The 18475-nt window shown below is 73.8% G+C and carries 13 protein-coding genes; 7 read left to right on the top strand and 6 right to left on the bottom strand.

Annotated features, from left to right (window positions below; genetic code table 11):
* Positions 1-77: 77 nt before the first annotated feature.
* Together AB2U05_RS11630 and AB2U05_RS11625 are read right to left on the bottom strand one after the other, a co-directional pair.
* Positions 78-1208 (bottom strand): cell wall metabolism sensor histidine kinase WalK, encoded by a 1131-nt coding sequence (locus AB2U05_RS11630; RefSeq protein WP_045704552.1) that lies wholly within the window; start codon positions 1206-1208, stop codon positions 78-80.
* 77 nt (positions 1209-1285) lie between these two features.
* Complete coding sequence (locus AB2U05_RS11625; protein ID WP_167352983.1) at positions 1286-2023, bottom strand: response regulator transcription factor; 738 nt, start codon at positions 2021-2023, stop codon at positions 1286-1288.
* Between the two features lie 569 nt (positions 2024-2592).
* Between AB2U05_RS11625 and AB2U05_RS11620 the strand changes: the two genes are divergently transcribed.
* From AB2U05_RS11620 to AB2U05_RS11605, 4 genes are all read left to right on the top strand, one after another.
* Positions 2593-3375 carry a rhomboid-like protein gene (locus tag AB2U05_RS11620; protein ID WP_157882275.1) on the top strand — a complete coding sequence of 261 codons (783 nt, stop codon included), beginning with the start codon at positions 2593-2595 and terminating at the stop codon, positions 3373-3375.
* Positions 3376-3558: 183 nt separating this feature from the next.
* Positions 3559-5955, top strand: coding sequence for an endopeptidase La (gene lon, locus AB2U05_RS11615; protein WP_369183159.1), 2397 nt, complete (start codon positions 3559-3561; stop codon positions 5953-5955).
* 48 nt (positions 5956-6003) lie between these two features.
* On the top strand, positions 6004-6540 hold the full coding sequence (locus tag AB2U05_RS11610) for a GtrA family protein (protein ID WP_045704548.1): 537 nt from the start codon (positions 6004-6006) through the stop codon (positions 6538-6540).
* Between the two features lie 5 nt (positions 6541-6545).
* Positions 6546-7790: an ROK family protein gene (locus AB2U05_RS11605; protein ID WP_369183158.1), complete on the top strand. Its 1245-nt coding sequence runs from the start codon at positions 6546-6548 to the stop codon at positions 7788-7790.
* Positions 7791-7864: 74 nt separating this feature from the next.
* Here AB2U05_RS11605 and AB2U05_RS11600 read toward each other — a convergent pair whose 3' ends face one another.
* A complete protein-coding gene (locus AB2U05_RS11600; protein ID WP_045704546.1) occupies positions 7865-8914 on the bottom strand; it encodes an ABC transporter permease in 1050 nt (349 codons plus the stop codon).
* Between the two features lie 191 nt (positions 8915-9105).
* Here AB2U05_RS11600 and AB2U05_RS11595 point away from each other — a divergent pair, with 191 nt between their 5' ends.
* A complete protein-coding gene (locus tag AB2U05_RS11595; protein WP_369183157.1) occupies positions 9106-10656 on the top strand; it encodes an MDR family MFS transporter in 1551 nt (516 codons plus the stop codon).
* Positions 10657-10725: 69 nt separating this feature from the next.
* On the opposite strand, the gene AB2U05_RS11590 is transcribed toward AB2U05_RS11595, so the two are convergent.
* Positions 10726-10971 carry a hypothetical protein gene (locus tag AB2U05_RS11590; RefSeq protein WP_045704542.1) on the bottom strand — a complete coding sequence of 82 codons (246 nt, stop codon included), beginning with the start codon at positions 10969-10971 and terminating at the stop codon, positions 10726-10728.
* 19 nt (positions 10972-10990) lie between these two features.
* Positions 10991-12172 carry an inorganic phosphate transporter gene (locus tag AB2U05_RS11585; protein ID WP_045704541.1) on the bottom strand — a complete coding sequence of 394 codons (1182 nt, stop codon included), beginning with the start codon at positions 12170-12172 and terminating at the stop codon, positions 10991-10993.
* A gap of 392 nt (positions 12173-12564) precedes the next feature.
* On the opposite strand from AB2U05_RS11585, the gene AB2U05_RS11580 reads away from it, so the two are divergent.
* Positions 12565-14085 carry a C40 family peptidase gene (locus tag AB2U05_RS11580; protein ID WP_052707754.1) on the top strand — a complete coding sequence of 507 codons (1521 nt, stop codon included), beginning with the start codon at positions 12565-12567 and terminating at the stop codon, positions 14083-14085.
* Positions 14086-14144: 59 nt separating this feature from the next.
* Here the strand turns inward: AB2U05_RS11580 and AB2U05_RS11575 are convergent, their stop codons facing one another.
* Positions 14145-16430, bottom strand: a complete 2286-nt coding sequence (locus tag AB2U05_RS11575) for an FdhF/YdeP family oxidoreductase (protein WP_369183156.1) — start codon at positions 16428-16430, stop codon at positions 14145-14147.
* 158 nt (positions 16431-16588) lie between these two features.
* Here AB2U05_RS11575 and AB2U05_RS11570 point away from each other — a divergent pair, with 158 nt between their 5' ends.
* The gene (locus AB2U05_RS11570; protein WP_369183155.1) at positions 16589-18436 is read left to right on the top strand and encodes a protein kinase; all 1848 of its coding nucleotides are present in this window, start codon (positions 16589-16591) and stop codon (positions 18434-18436) included.
* Positions 18437-18475: the final 39 nt, after the last annotated feature.

Genomic DNA, 18475 nt, shown 5'->3' with positions numbered 1-18475 from the left:
TCGTATGCGTCTGTGTCGGTTCTGTGACAAACGGAGTGCGGTCGAACCATCTCCGGCCGCTCGCCGTTCGACTCCGCTCAGGGGTGCCCCGGCAGCCGGACCTCAATCCGGCAGCCCTTCGGCGACTCCGCCACCGCGATCCGCCCGCCGTGCAGGTCCACCGCCCAGCGGGCGATGGCCAGTCCCAGCCCGGTGCCGCCGTCCGCGCCCGGCCCGGAGGCCGTCGCGCTGCCGCTGCGGCTGAACCGCTCGAAGACCCGGTCGCGGTCGGCCGCCGGGATGCCCGGGCCCTCGTCCTGGACCTCCAGCAGCAGGCCGCCGTCCTCGCCGTCCGGCCGGGCCCGCACCGTCACGGTGCCGCCGGGCGGGGAGTGCTTGCAGGCGTTGTCGACCAGGTTGGCGACCACCTGGTGGAGCCGTTCCGGGTCCGCCACGCCGGTCAGGCCGGCCGGGCTGACCTCCAGGGCGAGCCGGACGTCGCCGCGTCGGGAGAACGCCCCGCCGGCCGTCGCGCCGTCCACGGTGACGCCGCGCAGCACGCCGTCCAGGAACTCCCGCACCTCGAAGGGGCGCGCGTCCAGGTCGACCACGCCGTCGTCGATCTTGGAGAGGTCCAGCAGGTGGGTGACCAGGCGGCCGAGCCGCTCGGTCTGCTCCAGCGCGGCCTGCAGGGTGGCGGGGTTCGGCTGGACGACGCCGTCCACCACGTTCTCCAGCACGGCGCGCAGCGCGGCGATGGGCGTGCGCAGCTCGTGCGAGACGTTGGCGACGATCTCGCGGCGGTGCTGGTCGGCGGCCTGGAGGTCGGCCGCCATGGCGTTGAAGGCGGCCGCCAGCTCGCCGATCTCGTCGCGCGAGCTCACCTCGACCCGGCGGCTGTAGTCGCCGGAGGCCATCGCGCGGGCGGCGGCCGTCATCTCGCGCAGCGGCGAGGCCAGCCCGTGCGCGAGGAACTGCATGAACAGCAGCGAGGCGATCATGGAGAAGACCATGATGATCCGGATCTGGGTCGCGGACTGGATCGCCACGACCACCATGCCGGTGGCCAGGAAGACGGAGACGATCACCAGCAGGGCGAGTTTGCCCTTGATCGAGCGGACCGGGTCGAGCGGCCGGATGTCGGCCCAGACCCGTCGGGCGGCGCGGGCCGCGAGCGTCTGCGAGCGCCCGGCCTCGGCGTCGCCGTTGCGTTGCTGTGGAAAGGTCATGGATCCCTGTGATCCCCGCTTGCTCGCACGGCGGTGTCGGGACGCGGGCCCCCCGGTGGCCCTCGCCCGAAGCCCGCCTACGAGAGCGGGGCCTCCAGTGCGTATCCGACGCCGTGGACGGTGCGGATCCAGCTGGCGCCGATCTTGCGCCGCAGCGCCTTGACGTGGCTGTCGACGGTGCGGGTGCCGGACGCGTCGGTCCAGTCCCACACCTCGGCCAGCAGCTGCTCGCGGGTGAGCACCGCGCGCGGCTGGGCGGCCAGGCAGGCGAGCAGGTCGAACTCGGTCGGCGTCAGGTGGACGTCGCCCGAGGCGAGCCGCACCCGGCGCTGCACGTGGTCGATCTCCAGTTCGCCGAAGCGCAGGCTGCCGAGCGCGGGCGTGCGGGCCGCCTGCTGGGCGCGCTCGACGCGGCGCAGCAGCACGTTGACCCGGGCCGCGAGCTCGCGCATCGAGAACGGCTTCGTCATGTAGTCGTCCGCACCGACGCCGAGGCCGACCAGCAGGTCCGTCTCGTCGTCGCGGGCGGTCAGCATCAGTACCGGCACCGGCCGCTGGGCCTGGATGCGGCGGCACACCTCCAGGCCGTCGAAGCCGGGCAGCATGATGTCGAGGACGACCAGGTCCGGCTGCCAGGTGTGGAAGCCGTCCACCGCGCCGGGCCCGTCGTGGGCCACGGCGACCTTGAAGCCCTCCGCGCCCAGTCGGGCCGCGATCGACTCGGCGATCGTGGGCTCGTCCTCCACCACCAGCACTCTGCGCTGGCTGCTCACCGTGCCGCCGGTGTTGTGGTGGTCCTGCTGAATTTCTGTCACGGTCACGCCACCGCCCCCAGGGCTGCGGGCCGGCCACCTGTGGGGATGGCGGGGCTCCGCTCGTAGTCTTGTTCCGTCGTGGACTGTGCCGGGTCCGCCGTCCCGCCGCGCGATTCGGGAGCCGTGCGGGCGGATGGTCGCCGCCCGCTGTTCTCCCACGCACTCCGCAGCGTACGGACAGCGGATGCTTTCCGGCAGGTGGACCGGACGTTTCCGGCCCGCGGGCCGGCCTGTCGGACCGCCCGCGGGCCCACCGAGGGGTGGGCACGGGCCGATACCTTACCCGGCGAATTTTCTCTGCGTAACGGTACGTATGCGGTCCAGTTGGCGTTGAGTCGCCGGTCAGAGCCGCTACTGACGCGTCAATCAGAACTAGGTCCGGACCAATTCCCGCTATTCGGAGTCTCCGACTCCGGGCAGGTCTTCACGGGCTTTTCCCAGTTGCCTCTCAGAACCTCGACGTAACGTGGTCGCGTCGACACCCGACCAGCGGAATCCTCCGCGCCCGCCGGTACGTTGGGCACTGGCGCGAGGGACTCGGGCGGCTGCGGGCGTGGAGCGGAGGCGGCATGGCGGGACTGCGGCAGGAGGCCGGACGGCAGGGTCCGCCATCGGCGGGCGTGCCGTACGGAATGCTCCGGTACGGCCTGCGCACCGCCGTCCTCGACTGGTTGCTGGAGCGGGTGCCGACGCCCCGGCGCAATCCCTTCACGCTCGGATACCTCGCGGTGGTGGGCCTCACCACGACCTTCGCGAAACTCGCCGACCCGGAACTCGTGCAGCGCCTCCAGGAGGCGTCCAGTTCGGACGGGCACAACCTCCTGCAGCACCCTTTGCGCGCCCTGGTGCTGAGCGGATTCTGGGTGGCCGGCGAGGTCTGGATGCCCTACCTGTGGGGGTTCGCCTTCACCCTGGCGCCGCTGGAGCGCAGGGTCGGGCCGGCCCGGGCGGCCCTGGTGTTCGCGGTCGGGCACGTCACGGCCACGCTGCTCTCGCAGGGCGTGGTGTTCGTCGCGGTGGAGACCGGGCGGATGGACCCGGCGGTGATGGAGCGCCTGGACATCGGGGTCAGCTACGGCGTGCTGGCCTGCCTGGGTGCGGTGTCCGGGCTGCTGTCCCGGCGCGGGCGGGTGCTCGCGCTGGGCGGGGTCGGACTGATGATCGCCGAGCAGATCGCCGCCGAGAAGGACGTGGTCACCGCCGTGGGGCACCCGGCGGCGGTGCTCGCCGGGGTGGCGCTGTGGCGCTGGCTGCGCGGGGTCGAGCGGCGCCGGCCGCGCCGGGAAGCGGCGGCGCGGGCCGCCGGGGTCGCCGCCGGGCCGGGGGCCGCCGGGGTGCCGGCCGCGCGCTGAGAGCGCTCCGCCCGCCCGCCGGCCGCCCGGACGGCCGGTTTTTGACGGGGGCTCCCCGACGCACGTTCGAGCACCGTTTCCGGGTTCGAAGCGTTCGCTCACGGCGAACAATGTGCCGGGAACATCCACGGGCCGCGAATCCTTAAGTCAGGTCGACTCAAGTTCACTGACTGGGGAGAGATCATGGCATCGACGTCCACACCGCTCACCCTGCCCGTCCTGCCGCTCGACGACGAGGTCGTCCTGCCGGGCATGGTCGTCCCGCTGGACCTGAAGGACACCGAGGTGCGCGCCGCCGTCGAGGCCGCCCGCGCCGCGGCCGCCGGCCCCGGCAAGCCGCAGGTCCTGCTGGTTCCGCGGGTGGACGGCTCGTACGCGGCGGCCGGCACGCTGGCCACCGTCGAGCAGGTCGGCCGGCTGGCCGACGGCGACCCGGCGGCGCTGGTGCGCGCCGTGCGCCGGGTCCGGATCGGGGTCGGCACCACCGGCCCCGGCGCCGCCCTCTGGGTCGAGACCACGCCGTTCAAGGAGTCCTCGGTGGGCACCCCGGTCGCCGGGCGGGCCGCCGAGCTGGTCAAGGAGTACAAGGCGCTGTCCACCCAGTGGCTGCGCAAGCGCGGCGCCTGGCAGATCGTCGACCGGGTCGCGCAGATCGAGGGCGTCGGCGAGCTCGCCGACAACATCGGCTACGCGCCCTTCGCCACCGCCGAGCAGAAGCTCAAGGTGCTGCTGGAGGCCGACCAGGTCGCCCGACTGGAGTACGCGCTCACCCTGCTGCGCGACCACCTCGCCGAGGAGGAGGTCAACGACACCATCCGCAAGGACGTCGAGGAGGGCGTGGCCAAGCAGCAGAAGGAGTTCCTGCTCCGCCGCCAGCTGGAGGCCGTCCGCAAGGAGCTGGCCGAGCTGAACGGCGACCCGGCCGACGAGGAGGGCGACTACCGCGCCCGGGTCGAGGCCGCGGACCTGCCCGAGAAGGTGCGGGAGGCCGCGCTCAAGGAGGTCTCCAAGCTGGAGCGGGCTTCCGACCAGTCGCCGGAGGGCTCCTGGATCCGCACCTGGCTGGACACCGTCCTGGAGCTGCCCTGGAACGAGCGCACCGAGGACGCCTACGACATCGCCGGCGCCCGCGCCGTGCTGGACGCCGACCACGCCGGCCTGGCCGACGTGAAGGAGCGGATCGTCGAGTACCTGGCCGTCCGCAAGCGCCGGGCCGACCAGGGCCTCGGGCCGGTCGGCGGCCGCCGGGGAGGCGCGGTGCTGGCCCTGGTCGGCCCGCCCGGCGTCGGCAAGACCTCGCTCGGCGAGTCGGTGGCCCGCGCCATGGGCCGCACGTTCGTCCGGGTCGCGCTCGGCGGCGTCCGGGACGAGGCGGAGATCCGCGGCCACCGGCGCACCTACGTCGGCGCGCTGCCCGGCCGGCTGGTGCGGGCGATCAAGGAGGCCGGCTCGATGAACCCGGTCGTCCTGCTCGACGAGATCGACAAGGTCGGCTCCGACTACCGGGGCGACCCGGCCGCCGCCCTGCTGGAGGTGCTGGACCCGGCCCAGAACCACACCTTCCGGGACCACTACCTGGAGGTCGAACTCGACCTCTCCGACGTCGTCTTCCTGGCCACCGCCAACGTGCTGGAGGCCATCCCCGAGCCGCTGCTCGACCGGATGGAGCTGGTCCGGCTCGACGGCTACACCGAGGACGAGAAGGTCGTCATCGCCCGCGACCACCTGCTCCCGCGCCAGCTGGAGAAGGCCGGCCTCGGGGGCGAGCAGGTCGGCGTCGACGAGGAGGCGCTGCGCAAGCTCGCCGGGGAGTACACCCGGGAGGCCGGCGTCCGGAACCTGGAGCGCTCGATCGCCCGGGTGCTGCGCAAGATCGCCGCCCAGGCCGAGCTGGGCGAGCGCGAGCTGCCCGCCGCGGTCGGCGCGGCGGACCTGCGCGCCCTGATCGGCCGGCCGCACCACGTGCCGGAGGCCGCCCAGGAGCCCGCCGAGCGGCGCACCGCCGTCCCCGGCGTGGCCACCGGGCTGGCCGTCACCGGCGCCGGCGGCGACGTCCTCTACATCGAGGCCTCGCTCGCCGACGCCGAGACCGGCGGCACCGGGCTCACCCTCACCGGGCAGCTGGGCGACGTGATGAAGGAGTCCGCGCACATCGCGCTCTCCTACCTGCGTTCGCGCGGAGCCGAACTGGAGCTGCCGGTCACCTCGCTGCGCGACCGCGGCGTGCACCTGCACGTCCCGGCCGGGGCCGTCCCCAAGGACGGGCCGAGCGCCGGCATCACCATGACCACGGCGCTGGCCTCGCTGCTCTCCGGCCGCAAGGTCCGCACCGACGTGGCGATGACCGGCGAGGTGTCGCTCACCGGGCGGGTGCTGCCGATCGGCGGGGTGAAGCAGAAGCTGCTCGCCGCCGACCGGGCCGGCGTCACCACGGTGATCATCCCCAAGCGCAACGAGGCCGACCTGGACGACGTCCCGGCCGAGGTGCTGGAGCGGCTCACCGTCCACCCGGTGGCGGACGTGCGGGAGGTGCTGGAGCTGGCGCTGGAGCCGGCCGAGGTGCTGGTCGCGGCGGCCTGAGCCACCGGCCGGGAGGCCGGCGGCACCTCCGCGTGTGACACTGCGGAGGTGCCGTCCCCCACGCAGCGCGCCCTGGCCCGGGTGCCGGAGCGGCTCCGCCCGGCCCTGGTGCGGCACCGCCGACTGGTGAAGTTCCTGCTGGTCGGCGGCTTCTGCTTCGCGCTCACCCTGGTGATCGACTTCGAGCTGAAGTTCACCGTGCTGGAGCACAAGCCGGTGATCGCGCTGACCGTGGCCACCGTGATCGGCACCGTGGTCTCGTACGTGCTGAACCGGCGGTGGGCCTTCCGGGCCTGCGGGCGCCGCCGCGAGCCGCTGCTGTTCGCGCTGGTCAGCGCGGTGGCCGTCGCCGTCAACGACCTGCCGCTGGCCGTCTCCCGCTATCTGCTGGACCTGCGCGAGCCGTACGTCGGGCCGTTCGCCCAGGAGGTCGCCGACTTCCTCAGCGGCATGGTGGTCGGCACCTTCGTCGCCATGCTGTTCCGGTTCTGGGCGATCCAGCGCTGGGTCTTCACCGGCACGCCGACCGGCACCGACGCCGGTTACCCTGCACCCGAGGTGCCCAGTCGGAGAACCACGAGGTGAGCGCGATGCGCGGGGAACCGAACGGCTTCCGGGCCGGGCCCGCCAGCCAGCAGGGGATGCGCCGGGCCAACCTGGCGCTGGTGCTCGGCGTGATCGCCCGCGCCCCGCGCTCACGCGCCGAGGTCGCCGCCGAGACCGGGCTGACCAGGGCCGCGGTCTCCTCCCTCGCCGAGCGGCTGATCGCCGCGGGCCTGGTCGTCGAGGAGGGCCCGGCCGCGCCCAGCGGCAAGGTCGGCCGCCCCGGCACCGCGCTCGGGCTCAATCCGGACGGCCCCGCCGGGCTCGGCGCCGAGATCGGCGTGCGGCACCTCGGCGCCTGCGTGGTCGACCTGCGCGGCGAGGTCCGCGCCTGGCGCCGCCTGGAGATCCGCAACCAGGGCCGCCGGCCCGCCGCCGTCATGGCGGACCTCGCCGACCTGCTGCACGCGGCCGCCGCCGAGGCCGGCCTGCGCCCGGCCGGGCTGACCCTCGCCGTGCCCGGCCTGGTCGGCGCGGACGGGGTGCTGCAGCGGGCCGCGAACCTCGGCTGGCAGGACGTCCCGCTGGCCGCCGAACTGCGCCCGGCCCTGCGCGCGGCCGGCGACGACCTGGCCGAACTGCCGGTCGGCGCGGACAACGAGGCCAACCTCGGCGGGCTCGCCGAACGCTGGCTGGGCGCGGGCCCGGAGGACTTCCTGTACGTCTCCGCCGAGGCCGGGGTCGGCGCCGCGATCGTGGTCGGCGGCCGGCTGCTGCGCGGGGCACGCGGCTACGCGGGCGAGTTCGGCCACGTGCCGGTGCACCCGGACGGGCTCCGCTGCGCCTGCGGCGCGCGCGGCTGCCTGGAGCAGTACGCCGGCGAGGCCGCGGTGCTCCGGGCGGCCCGGCTGACCGGAGCCCGCGGCGACTGGGTCGCGCTGCTCGCCGAACGGGCGACGGCCGGGGACACCGCGGCCCGCATGGCGCTGGCCGGGGCCGCCCGGGCGCTGGGCATCGCCGCCGCCGGGGCGGTCAACCTGCTGGACCCGGCCGAGGTGGTGCTGGGCGGCGGCTACGCCGAGCTGGCGCCCTGGCTGCTGCCGGCCCTGCGGGCCGAGCTGGCCGCCCGGGTGACGGTCCGGCCGTGGGCGGAGGAACGGCTGACGGTCGCCCGCCTGGGCCGGCGCGGGCCGCTGCTGGGGGCCGCGGTGGGGGTGGTGCGGGCGATCGTCGCCGATCCGGGGCCGCTGGCGGCGCCCGGGCCGGGGGAGGGCTGGACGGGCCCCGGATAGGCCGGGCCCCCGGGCCCTGGACAGGCCGGGCCCCCGGACCCTGGTGGGGCCGGGGGCCCGGGCGAGCACGGGGCTCAGGCTGCCGCGGCGGTCTCCCTGACCAGCTCGCGGCCGCCGGAGCGCGGGCCGCGCAGCACGGCCAGCACGGCGACGCCGATGCCGATCAGCGCCCAGACCACGAGCACCAGGATCGGCATGCCCAGGTGGGTGGAGCCGAAGTAGGCGATCGACTTGGTGGCGCTGGTGCCCGCGCCGTTCGGGAGCAGCGAGCCGATCGCCCGCCAGAACGGCGGCATCATCGGGGCCGGGTAGACGCCGCCTGCGCTCGGGTTGCCCAGCACCACGAAGATCAGCACCGCGATGCCGATGCCGAGGATGTCGAACAGGCACTGCAGCGCCATGGTGAAGGCGCCGACCGTGAACACCACCAGGGCGCCGATCGCGGTCAGGGACAGGACCGAGCCGGGCAGCGCGTCCAGCACCGGACCGGCGATGACCGTGCCGCCGAGGCCGGCGACCACCGAGTACAGCGCCAGGGCGCCGAGGCGGATCAGCAGGCGGTTGACGTTGGCGGGCTTGGAGCCGGCGCTGATGCCGAGGATCGAGGCGACCAGGTAGCCGCCGACGCACCAGCCGATGACCAGGTAGAACGAGGAGAGGCCGTTGGTGTCGCCCTTGGCCAGCGGCAGGACGTCCTGGACCGCGACGGTGCGGCCCTGGGCCTTGTCCAGTGCGGTGGTGATGCTCTCGGCGGCCTTGGCGGCGGAGGTGCCGCGGGCGTTGCCGACCAGCAGGGTGTCCTCGGTGCCGTTCGGGTTCAGGACCAGCGCCGCGTAGATCTTCTGGTCCTTGATCTGCTGGGTCGCCGTCTCGGCGTCCGGCGCGGTGACGGCCTTGACGGCTTCGCCCGGCACGCCCTCCAGCGCGGCCACCAGCTTGGGCGTGGCCTGCGGCGGGGCGACCACCGCGATGGACAGCTTGTGCGGGGTCGGGTGGTGCAGCGCCCCCACGTACGAGGTGATGAAGCCGAGCTGCAGCAGCAGCACGCCGATCACGAGCAGTGCCGCGCGCGGGGTGACCGCGCTCTTCAGTTCGGCGACGAAACCCTGCCCCGGGGCTGCCATCCACATCTCCTTGCGTATCGGGGGAAAACGGATACTTAATACCATGAAGTAGTTCGCTTGTCGCACTCCCGCGCGCCGGATCCGGCCACTCCTCCGGCATCGACCCGGCTTTGCTTGGCCTTGGGGAAAGTTGCCTAAGTCAACCATTCAGGCATATGGTTGCGTTAGACAACGAATTTCTAAGGACTCGGATGACCGTGACCACTGAGGCCCCGACCGGCACCCCCGCAGCCGCCGACGACCGACCGATGACCCACCGGCAGGTGATGGAGGCGCTGTCCGGACTGCTGCTCGGCACCTTCGTGGCCGTGCTCTCGTCCACCGTCGTCTCCAACGCCCTGCCGCACATCCTCACCGACCTGCACGGCGGCCAGTCCGCGTACACCTGGGTGATCACCGCCGCCCTGCTCACGCTGACCGCCTCCACCCCGATCTGGGGCAAGCTCTCCGACCTCGCCAGCAAGAAGCTGCTGCTGCAGATCGGCCTGGCGATCTACATCGGCGCCTCCGCGCTGGCCGGCCTCTCCCAGAACACCGGCGAGCTGATCGCCTGCCGCGCCCTGCAGGGCATCGGCGCCGGCGGTGTCGTCGCGCTCGGCCAGATCTGCCTGGCCGCGATGGTCCCGCCGCGCGAGCGCGGCCGCTACAGCGGATACTTCGGCGCGGTCTTCGCCCTCGCCACCATCGGCGGCCCGCTCATCGGCGGCGTCATCGTGGACACCTCCTGGCTGGGCTGGCGCTGGTGCTTCTACGTCGGCATCCCGTTCGCGATCGCCGCGATCCTGGTCGTCCAGCGCACCCTGAAGCTGCCGGTGGTCAAGCGCAAGGTGAAGATCGACTACCTGGGCGCGCTGACCATCACCGGCGCCGTCAGCCTGCTGATGATCTGGATCACCCTGGCCGGAAAGAACTACGCCTGGCTGTCCTGGCAGACCGCCGCGATGGTCGGCGGCGGCCTGCTGCTGGGCGCGCTGGCCGTCGTGGTCGAGCGCCGCGCCGCCGAGCCGGTCATCCCGCCGGACCTCTTCCGGCACCGCACCGTCGCCCTGGCCGCGCTGGCCAGCGTGCTGGTCGGCGTGGGGATGTACGGCGCGACCACCTTCCTCGGCCAGTACTTCCAGCTGGCCAAGGACAAGTCCCCGACCATGGCCGGCCTGATGACCCTGCCGATGATCCTCGGCCTGGCGCTGTCCTCCACCGTCGCCGGCCGGCTGATCACCAAGTACGGCCGGTGGAAGGCCTACCTGGTCTCCGGCACCGCGCTGCTCGCGATCGGCTTCGGGCTGCTGGGCACCGTGCGGGTCGACACCGACTACACCCTGCTGTCCGTCTACATGGCGGTCACCGGCGTCGGCCTGGGCCTGACCATGCAGAACCTGGTGCTCGCGGTGCAGAACACCGTGCCGCGCCACGAGCTCGGCGCGGCCAGCTCGGTGGTCACCTTCTTCCGCACCATGGGCGGCGCGATGGGCGTCTCCGCGCTCGGCGCGCTGATGAACAACAAGGTGACGCACTACCTGGCGGAGAACCTGGCGGCCGCGCACGTCCCGGCCGGGCACGCGGTCGGCGGCGGGGGCATCCCGGACCTGCACAAGCTGCCCGCGCCGATCGTCCCGCTGGTCACGGACGCCTTCGGCCACGGCGTCGGCATGGTGTTCCTGTTCGCGGCGCCGTTCGCGCTGCTGGCCTTCGTCACGGTCCTGTTCATCCGCGAGACCGCGCTGCGGACCAGCCAGGGCTGAGCTGCCGCGACGCGAACGGGCCGGGGAGTGCGGTGTGCACTCCCCGGCCCGTTCGGGTGTTCCGGTCCGTTACGGCGCGGCGATCAGCACCAGGCCGTAGACCACGGCCGCCGCGCACAGGGCGAAGCAGGCGTACGCGCCGGCCAGCAGGGCGGGCTTGGCGGCGCCCCCGGCGCCGTCGCCCTCGCGGGCGCTCAGCGCGGCCTCGCGGCGGGACAGGGCCAGGATGCCGAGCGCGAAGACCGCGACCACGGTGACGGTGATGCCGAAGCTGAAGCCGGCGGTCTGGGCGAGGGCGTTCCACTTGATGTGCATGTGAGGGCTCCTCGGCCGATCAGGCCGCGACCGTGGTCGAGGCGGGGGTGGGGTTCGCGGGGGCGGCGGCGGGGGTCAGCTCGACCGGGGTGACCTCGGCGACGTCGTTGACGTTGTCCGCGCCGACCGGCTGGCGGCGGGAGATCAGCCACATCGTGGCCGAACCGGCCACCAGCGCGGCGCCGACCAGGACGACGCCCCAGGTGCCCTGCTGGGCCAGCAGCGCGGCGCCGCCGGAGACCAGGCCGGCGGCCGGCAGGGTCAGGCCCCAGGTGTAGACCATGCGGCGGACCATGCTCCAGCGCAGCTCCGGCTTCGGGCCGCCGAGGCCGGCGCCCATGATGCCGCCGGTGCAGACCTGGGTGGTGGAGAGGCCGAAGCCCATGTGCGAGGAGGTCAGGATGACGGTCGAGACGGCCGACTCGGAGGCGAAGCCCTGCAGCGGCTTGATGTCCGCCAGGCCCTTGCCCATCGAGCGGATGATCCGCCAGCCGCCCATGTAGGTGCCGAGCGCGATCGCGGCGCCGGCCGAGACGATCACCCAGGTGGGGGGCAGCGCGCCGTGCGGCAGGGCGCCGACCGAGACCAGGGTCAGGGTGATGATGCCCATCGTCTTCTGGGCGTCGTTGGTGCCGTGCGCGAGCGAGATCAGCGAGGAGGAGACGACCTGGCCGGTCTTGAAGCCCTTGTCGGTGACCGCCGGGTTGCCCTTGCGGGTGATCGCGTAGGCCAGCTTGGTGGCGCCCCAGGAGGCGAGGCCGGCGACGAGCGGGGAGGCGACCGCCGGGATGATGATCTTGGTGACCACGGTGTCGAAGTTGACCCCGTTCATGCCGACGCCGACGATCGTGGCGCCGATCAGGCCGCCGTACAGCGCGTGCGACGAGCTGGACGGCAGGCCGCGCAGCCAGGTCAGCAGGTTCCAGAGGATCGCACCGGCCAGTGCCGCGAAGATGATCTCTGGGTGGACGCCGGCCTTCTCGTTGACGATGCCACCGGAGATGGTGGTCGCGACCTTCACGGACAGGAACGCGCCCGCGAAGTTGAGCAGGGCCGCGATGGTGACCGCGACCTTCGGACGGAGGGCCCCGGTCGCGATCGCGGTGGCGGACGCGTTGGCGGTGTCGTGGAACCCGTTGGTGAAGTCGAAGGCGAGCGCCGTGATGATCACAACGGCTACCAGGAACGAGATGTGTTCCATACCCAAACAATCGTCGTAGTTGTCGCACGGACGTTGGTGCCGTCGTGACGGTAGGTCTGCTGGGTGAACGGAAGGTGAACTAGGGCGGGAATCGTGGTTCCCATGGTTGCCCGAGAATGTCTGGGGGCTTTCGCAGGGGTGTCCATCGGCGTGTTGAGCTGGAGTTTGTCGGGAAACCTCCGGATTCGATCAGGTTTGCTGAGAGTTGTCTCACACTTCGAACGGAGATTTAACCCGGCGGTCGGTGTGCGCTCTGTTTCCGGCGAGTAACCCGTGGGAGGATCTGCGGCAACCGGGGATCCCGGGGGAGGCAGAAGGTCGGGGCCGGGGAGGACCAACCCATGGGCGGGGCTGCGGAAGTCAGAGCTGCGCGGGACGCGGGATCGACGGGCGTGCGCCCCTGGGTGCGGGCGGCGCTGCGCTGCGGAGCGGCCCTCGCCGCCGCCGCACTCGCCCTCCCCCTGGGCGCCCAGGGTGCCTGGGCCGCCCCCGACCCGGGCGGGTCCGTCACCGCCCAGGACCCGCTGGCCGCCGCCAAGGCCACCGTCGGCCCGATGCTCGACCGGCTGCACGAGCTCTACCAGAACGCCGAGAAGGCCACCGAGCAGTACAACGGCGCCGTCGCCAAGGTCGCCGAGCAGCAGACCGCGCTCACCGACCTCCAGGGCAGGCTCGACCGCCAGCAGAAGCAGGTCGACGCCGGCACCGACCTCGCGTCCCAGCTGGCCGCCGCCCAGTACCGCAACGGCAGCGCCTCCGCCTACGCCGAGCTCCTGCTCTCCAAGGACCCGTACGAGGCGGTCACCATCGCCGAACTGCTCCGGGCGGCCAGCCGCTCGCAGTCGGAGTTCCTGGACAAGCTCAAGGGCGACCGCGACGCCCTCGACGGGCTGAAGAAGCAGACCGAGGAGGCGCTGAACACCTCCAGGGCGCTGGTCACCCAGCAGGACGCCGCCAAGGCCAAGGCCGCCGCCGACCTCGCGGCCGTCGAGACGATGGTCTCCTCGCTCACCGGCGCGCAGCGCAACGAGCTGGAGCAGCTGGAGAAGGCCAAGGCCGACGAGGCCCAGCTGGCCTTCCTCGCCTCCGGCGCGCTCGGCAAGGGGGAGCGCACGCCCTCGGTCCAGGGGCGCGCGGCCGTCGCCTTCGCGCTCGCGCAGCTCGGCAAGCCGTACCTGTGGGGCGGCATCGGCCCGGACTCGTACGACTGCTCCGGCCTCACCTCGCAGGCCTGGCTGCACGCCGGCCGGCCGATCCCGCGCACCAGCCAGGAGCAGTGGGCGCAGCTGCCGCACGTCCCGCTGAACCAGCTGCGGCCCGGCGACCTGGTCGTCTACTTCCAGGACGCCTCGCACGTCGGGATGTACATCGGCGGCGGGCTGATCGTGCAGGCCCCGCGGCCCGGGGCGTACATCAAGGTGTCGCCGATCGGCTCGATGGCGATCCTCGGAGCCGTCCGGCCGGACCCGGACGGCGCGGCGGACGACGCGGGCGGCGCCTGGAAGGTGCCGGACCTGCCTTCCGGCTGGGACAGCGTCACGCCGATCGCGCCCAGCCCGGCGACTCCGGTGACCCCGGCGGCCCCCGCCCCGGGCCAGCCCGCGACCGGCACCCCGACCGCCCCCGGCACGCCGACCGGAACGCCGACCACCGGGACGCCGTCCGGTACGCCGACCGGCACGCCGAGCGTGCCGGGCACGCCCACCGGCACGCCGTCCGGCACCGGAACCCCGACCCCGACCGGGACGCCCACCGGCACGCCGTCCGGCACCGGGACGCCCTCCGGGACGGGGACGCCGGCCACGCCGACCCCGACCGGCACCGGCACGCCGGGGACGCCGAGCGGCACCGGGGCGGCATCGGCCCCGGGCAGCGCCACCGCGACGCTGCCGCTGGGCACGCCGACGAAGTAGCCCGGAACGACGGGAAGGCCGCCCCCGGCACCGGGGGCGGCCTTCCCGCGTTCGCGGCGCTACGCGACCGGGCCCGAGTCGGGCTCGAAGCGGACGACGACGGCCTTGGAGGTGGGCGTGTTGCTGATGTCGGCGGTGGAGTCCAGCGGCACCAGCACGTTGGTCTCCGGGTAGTAGGCCGCCGCGCCGCCGCGGGCGACGGGGTAGTGGACGACCCGGAAGTGCGGCGCGCGGCGCTCGCTGCCGTCCGTCCACTCGCTGACCAGGTCGGTGTACCCGCCCTCGGTGAGGCCGAGTTCGGCGGCGTCGGCCGGGTTGACCAGGACCACCCGGCGGCCGCCCTTGATGCCGCGGTAGCGGTCGTCGAGGCCGTAGATGGTGGTGTTGTACTGGTCGTGCGAGCGCAGCGTCTGCAGCAGCAGGCGGCCCGGCGGGACCTCCGGGGCGGTCAGCGGGTTGACCGTGAAGTTGGCCTTGCCGGTCGCGGTGGGGAAGGTGCGGGAGTCGCGCGGGCCGTGCGGGAGGGTGAAGCCGCCGGGGCGGTGGAGCTTCGCGTTGTAGTCCTCGAAGCCGGGGACGACGCGGGCGATCCGGTCCCGCAGGGTGTCGTAGTCGGCCGCGAACTCCGCCCACGGCACGGAGTCCTCCGGCCCGAAGACCGCCTGGGCGACGCGGCAGACGATGGCGGTCTCGGAGAGCAGGTCGTCGGCGGGCGGGCGCAGCCGGCCGCGCGAGGCGTGCACCTGTCCCATCGAGTCCTCGACGCTGACGAACTGGTCGCCGGCCGCGGTGGTGTCCCGGTCGGTGCGGCCCAGGGTGGGCAGGATCAGCGCGCGGGCGCCGGTGACCAGGTGCGAGCGGTTGAGCTTGGTGGAGACGTGGACGGTCAGCCGGCAGCGGCGCATCGCCGCCTCGGTGACCTCGGTGTCCGGGGTGGCCGCGACGAAGTTGCCGCCCATCGCGAGGAACACCTTGACCCGGCCGTCCCGCATCGCGCGGATGGTGTCCACCGCGTCGTGGCCGTGCTCGCGCGGCGGCTCGAAGTCGAACTCGGCGCCCAGCGCGTCCAGGAAGGCGGCGCTGGGCCGCTCGAAGATGCCCATCGTCCGGTCGCCCTGGACGTTGCTGTGCCCGCGCACCGGGCAGACCCCGGCGCCGGGGCGGCCGACGTTGCCGCGCAGCAGCAGGAAGTTGACCACCTCGCGGATGGTCGGCACCGAGTGCTTGTGCTGGGTGAGGCCCATCGCCCAGCAGACGATGACCTTCCGCGAGGCGAGGACCAGCCGGCCCAGCTCCTCGATCTGCTCCCAGGGCAGGCCGGTCGCGGCCAGCACCTCGTCCCGGTCGGTCTTCAGCGCCTGCGCCTCGAACTCCTCGAAGCCGTGGCAGTGTTCGGCGACGAAGGCGCGGTCGACGCCGTCCTGCTCCAGGATCATCCGGTTGACGGCGCGGAACAGCGCCAGGTCCCCGCCGAGGCGGATCTGCAGGAACAGGTCGGTCAGCTTGGTGCCGTTGCCGACCACGCCGCGGACGTTCTGCGGGTTCTTGAACCGCTCCAGGCCCGCCTCCGGCAGCGGGTTCACGCTGACGATGGTGGCGCCGGCCCGCTTGGCGCGCTCCAGGGCGGCGAGCATCCGGGGGTGGTTGGTGCCCGGGTTCTGGCCGGCCACGATGATCAGGTCGGCCTGGTAGAGGTCCTGCAGGCTGACGCTGCCCTTGCCGACGCCGAGCGTCTCGGTGAGCGCCGAACCGGACGACTCGTGGCACATGTTGGAGCAGTCCGGCAGGTTGTTGGTGCCCAGCCGGCGGGCGAACAGCTGGTAGGCGAACGCGGCCTCGTTGCTGGTGCGGCCCGAGGTGTAGAAGGCGGCGGCGTCCGGGGTGTCCAGGGCGCGCAGCTCCTCGGCGATCAGCGCGAAGGCGTCGTCCCAGGAGACCGGGGTGTAGTGGGTGGCGCCCTCGTCGAGCAGCATCGGCTGGGTGAGCCGGCCCTGCTGGCCGAGCCAGTAGCCGGAGCGCTCGGCCAGCTCGGCGACGGGGTGGGCGGCGAAGAACTCGGCCCGGATGCGGCGCTCGGTCGCCTCCTCGGCGACGGCCTTGGCGCCGTTCTCGCAGAACTCGACGGCGTGCGGCTTGTCCGGCTCGGGCCAGGCGCAGCCGGGGCAGTCGAAGCCGGTGTGCTGGTTCACCTTGAGCAGGGTGGAGACGGCGCGGCGGGCGCCCATCTGCTCGGCGGCCATCCGTACCGTGTGGCCGACCGCGGGCAGGCCGACGGCCGAGTGCTTGGGCGCGGACACCTCGGGGGCGTCCTGCGCCGGGTCGCTCTGCGGGGCCTGCTTGGCCATGACTGCGCTCCTCGGGCTCTGCCGGGCCCGCCGCGTCGTTACGGGGGCTCGCTGCCCATCCTTCCACTTGGCCCCCTGCCGGGGGAGGGGCGGCCGCGGGCGCCGGTGGAGCGGGCGTCGGTAGAGTCGGTGCGTCACAGCGGATGGGGGAGCGGCGCATGCGAGTCGGTGACGTCCTCGACGGTCGGTACGAACTGCGGGAGAAGCTGGGCCAGGGCGGCTTCGGGGTGGTCTGGCGGGCCCAGGACACCCGGATGCTGCGGCCGGTGGCGGTCAAGGTCATCGGGCACCACGGCGGGGACCAGGCCAAGGCGGCGCTGCGGTTCGTCCGGGAGGCCTGCGCGGCGGGCAACCTGTCCCACCCGCACATCGTCACGGTGCACGACCTCGGGCAGTGCGAACTCGGGGACCAGCAGGTCACCTTCCTGGTGATGGAGCTGCTCACCGGGCGAACCTTGACCGCGGTGCTGCGGGGCGGCGTGCCCGAGCCGGTGCTGAGCCTGCGCTGGGGGCGGGAGATCTGCGGGGCGCTGGCCGCGGCGCACGACGCGGGCGTGGTGCACCGCGACATCAAGCCCGACAACATCATGATCACCGAGGCCGGGCAGCTGAAGGTGCTGGACTTCGGCATCGCGCAGCTGGACACCGGCGCGGGCGGGCTGACCACCACCGGGACGATCGTCGGCAGCCCGGCGTACATGGCGCCCGAGCGGTGGGCCGGCGGCCGGGTGGACGGCCGGGCCGACCTGTACGCGCTCGGCTGCGTGCTGGTCGAACTCTTCACCGGGGCGCGGCCGTTCGCCGGGGACTCGACGCCGGTGCTGATGTACCAGCACCTCAACGAGCCGCCGCCGGCGCTCGACCCGGCGCAGTTCGGGCTGCCGCCGCAGGTGGCCGGGCTGGTCGCGGAGCTGCTGGCGAAGGACCCGGCCGAGCGGCCGGCGGACGCCCGGACGGTCGAGCGGCGGCTCGCGGAGCTGGCCGAGCGGCGCGGGGGAGCCGCCGGGGTGCCGGGGCCGGCGCCGACCGTGGTGGACCGGCCGGGGGCGGTGGCGCCGCCGGTGCCGGCCGCGCCCGTCGCTCCGCCTGCCGCGCCGCCCGTCGCCCCGCCGGTGCCGCCCGCGCCGCCCGCCGCGCCGCCCGGGCCGGGGGCCTCGCAGGTGCTGCCGCCGCTGACCACCCCGCCGGTGGTGGCCGCCGCACCGTCCGACGCCGCCCGGGCCGCGCTGCGCGAGCGGCGCGCGGCCGCCTTCCGGGCGCCGACCGCGGGCGAGTCGGCGGTCCAGCTGCAGGCGGTCGCGCAGGAGTGCGTGACCGTGCTCGGCGCCGCCGACCGCGACACCCTGTGCGCCTGGCGGGACTTCACCTGGTACCTCAGCCGGGCCGGGGACGTGGACGGCGCGATCCGGCTGCTGTCCACCGTGGTCGAGGACATGCGCGCGGCGCTCGGCCCCACCGACCCGGACACCCTCGGCGCCCGCTACCACCTGGTGTGGTGCATCGGCGAGAACGGCGCCGAGGTCACCGCGATCCGGCTGATGACCGAGCTGCTGCCCGACCTGCACGCCGCCTGGGGCCCGCAGGACGCCCGGGTCCTGAAGGCCCGGCACGACCTCGCCGTGTACCGGGCCAACCGGGGCGACCTGCAGGGCGCCGTCATCCAGCTGCACGCGCTGCTGCCCGACCTCGCCCGCGCCCTCGGCGAGCACCACCCGAGCACCGTCCAGGTCTGGCAGGACCTGGCCGGCTACCAGCAGCGGCTCGCCCAGGCCGGCCGCAAGGGCCTGCCCGGCCAGCGCCGCCGGGCACCGAGGATGAGCCCGATCGAGGCGCTGGTGCTGATCCGCCGGCTGCGGGTCTGGGACTTCGCCGACGACCGGCAGGGCCAGGACTGCGTCGAGGCGCTGGAGCGCGGCGTCGGCCTGAAGGGCGTCGCGGACGTGGTGTTCGACGCTCCGGACTTCGTCTCGGACGAGGACCTGGTGGAGGAGATCTTCGGTCCCTGAACGGGGTTCGGAGCCGGGGCAGCGGAGAACGGGGGAGGC

This window comes from Streptomyces sp. Y1 (assembly GCF_041053115.1).
GTDB lineage: Bacteria > Actinomycetota > Actinomycetes > Streptomycetales > Streptomycetaceae > Kitasatospora > Kitasatospora rubellomurina.
Note: the sequence above shows the minus strand (reverse complement) of the source record. Positions and strands in the feature narration are given on the sequence as shown.

Coding starts and splice junctions, on each gene's coding strand:
- AB2U05_RS11630 (WP_045704552.1), bottom strand. CDS start 1,208: ATGACCTTTCCACAGCAACGCAACGGCGACGCCGAGGCCGGGCGCTCG.
- AB2U05_RS11620 (WP_157882275.1), top strand. CDS start 2,593: ATGGCGGGACTGCGGCAGGAGGCCGGACGGCAGGGTCCGCCATCGGCG.
- lon (WP_369183159.1), top strand. CDS start 3,559: ATGGCATCGACGTCCACACCGCTCACCCTGCCCGTCCTGCCGCTCGAC.
- AB2U05_RS11605 (WP_369183158.1), top strand. CDS start 6,546: ATGCGCGGGGAACCGAACGGCTTCCGGGCCGGGCCCGCCAGCCAGCAG.
- AB2U05_RS11600 (WP_045704546.1), bottom strand. CDS start 8,914: ATGGCAGCCCCGGGGCAGGGTTTCGTCGCCGAACTGAAGAGCGCGGTC.
- AB2U05_RS11595 (WP_369183157.1), top strand. CDS start 9,106: ATGACCGTGACCACTGAGGCCCCGACCGGCACCCCCGCAGCCGCCGAC.
- AB2U05_RS11590 (WP_045704542.1), bottom strand. CDS start 10,971: ATGCACATCAAGTGGAACGCCCTCGCCCAGACCGCCGGCTTCAGCTTC.
- AB2U05_RS11585 (WP_045704541.1), bottom strand. CDS start 12,172: ATGGAACACATCTCGTTCCTGGTAGCCGTTGTGATCATCACGGCGCTC.
- AB2U05_RS11575 (WP_369183156.1), bottom strand. CDS start 16,430: ATGGCCAAGCAGGCCCCGCAGAGCGACCCGGCGCAGGACGCCCCCGAG.
- AB2U05_RS11570 (WP_369183155.1), top strand. CDS start 16,589: ATGCGAGTCGGTGACGTCCTCGACGGTCGGTACGAACTGCGGGAGAAG.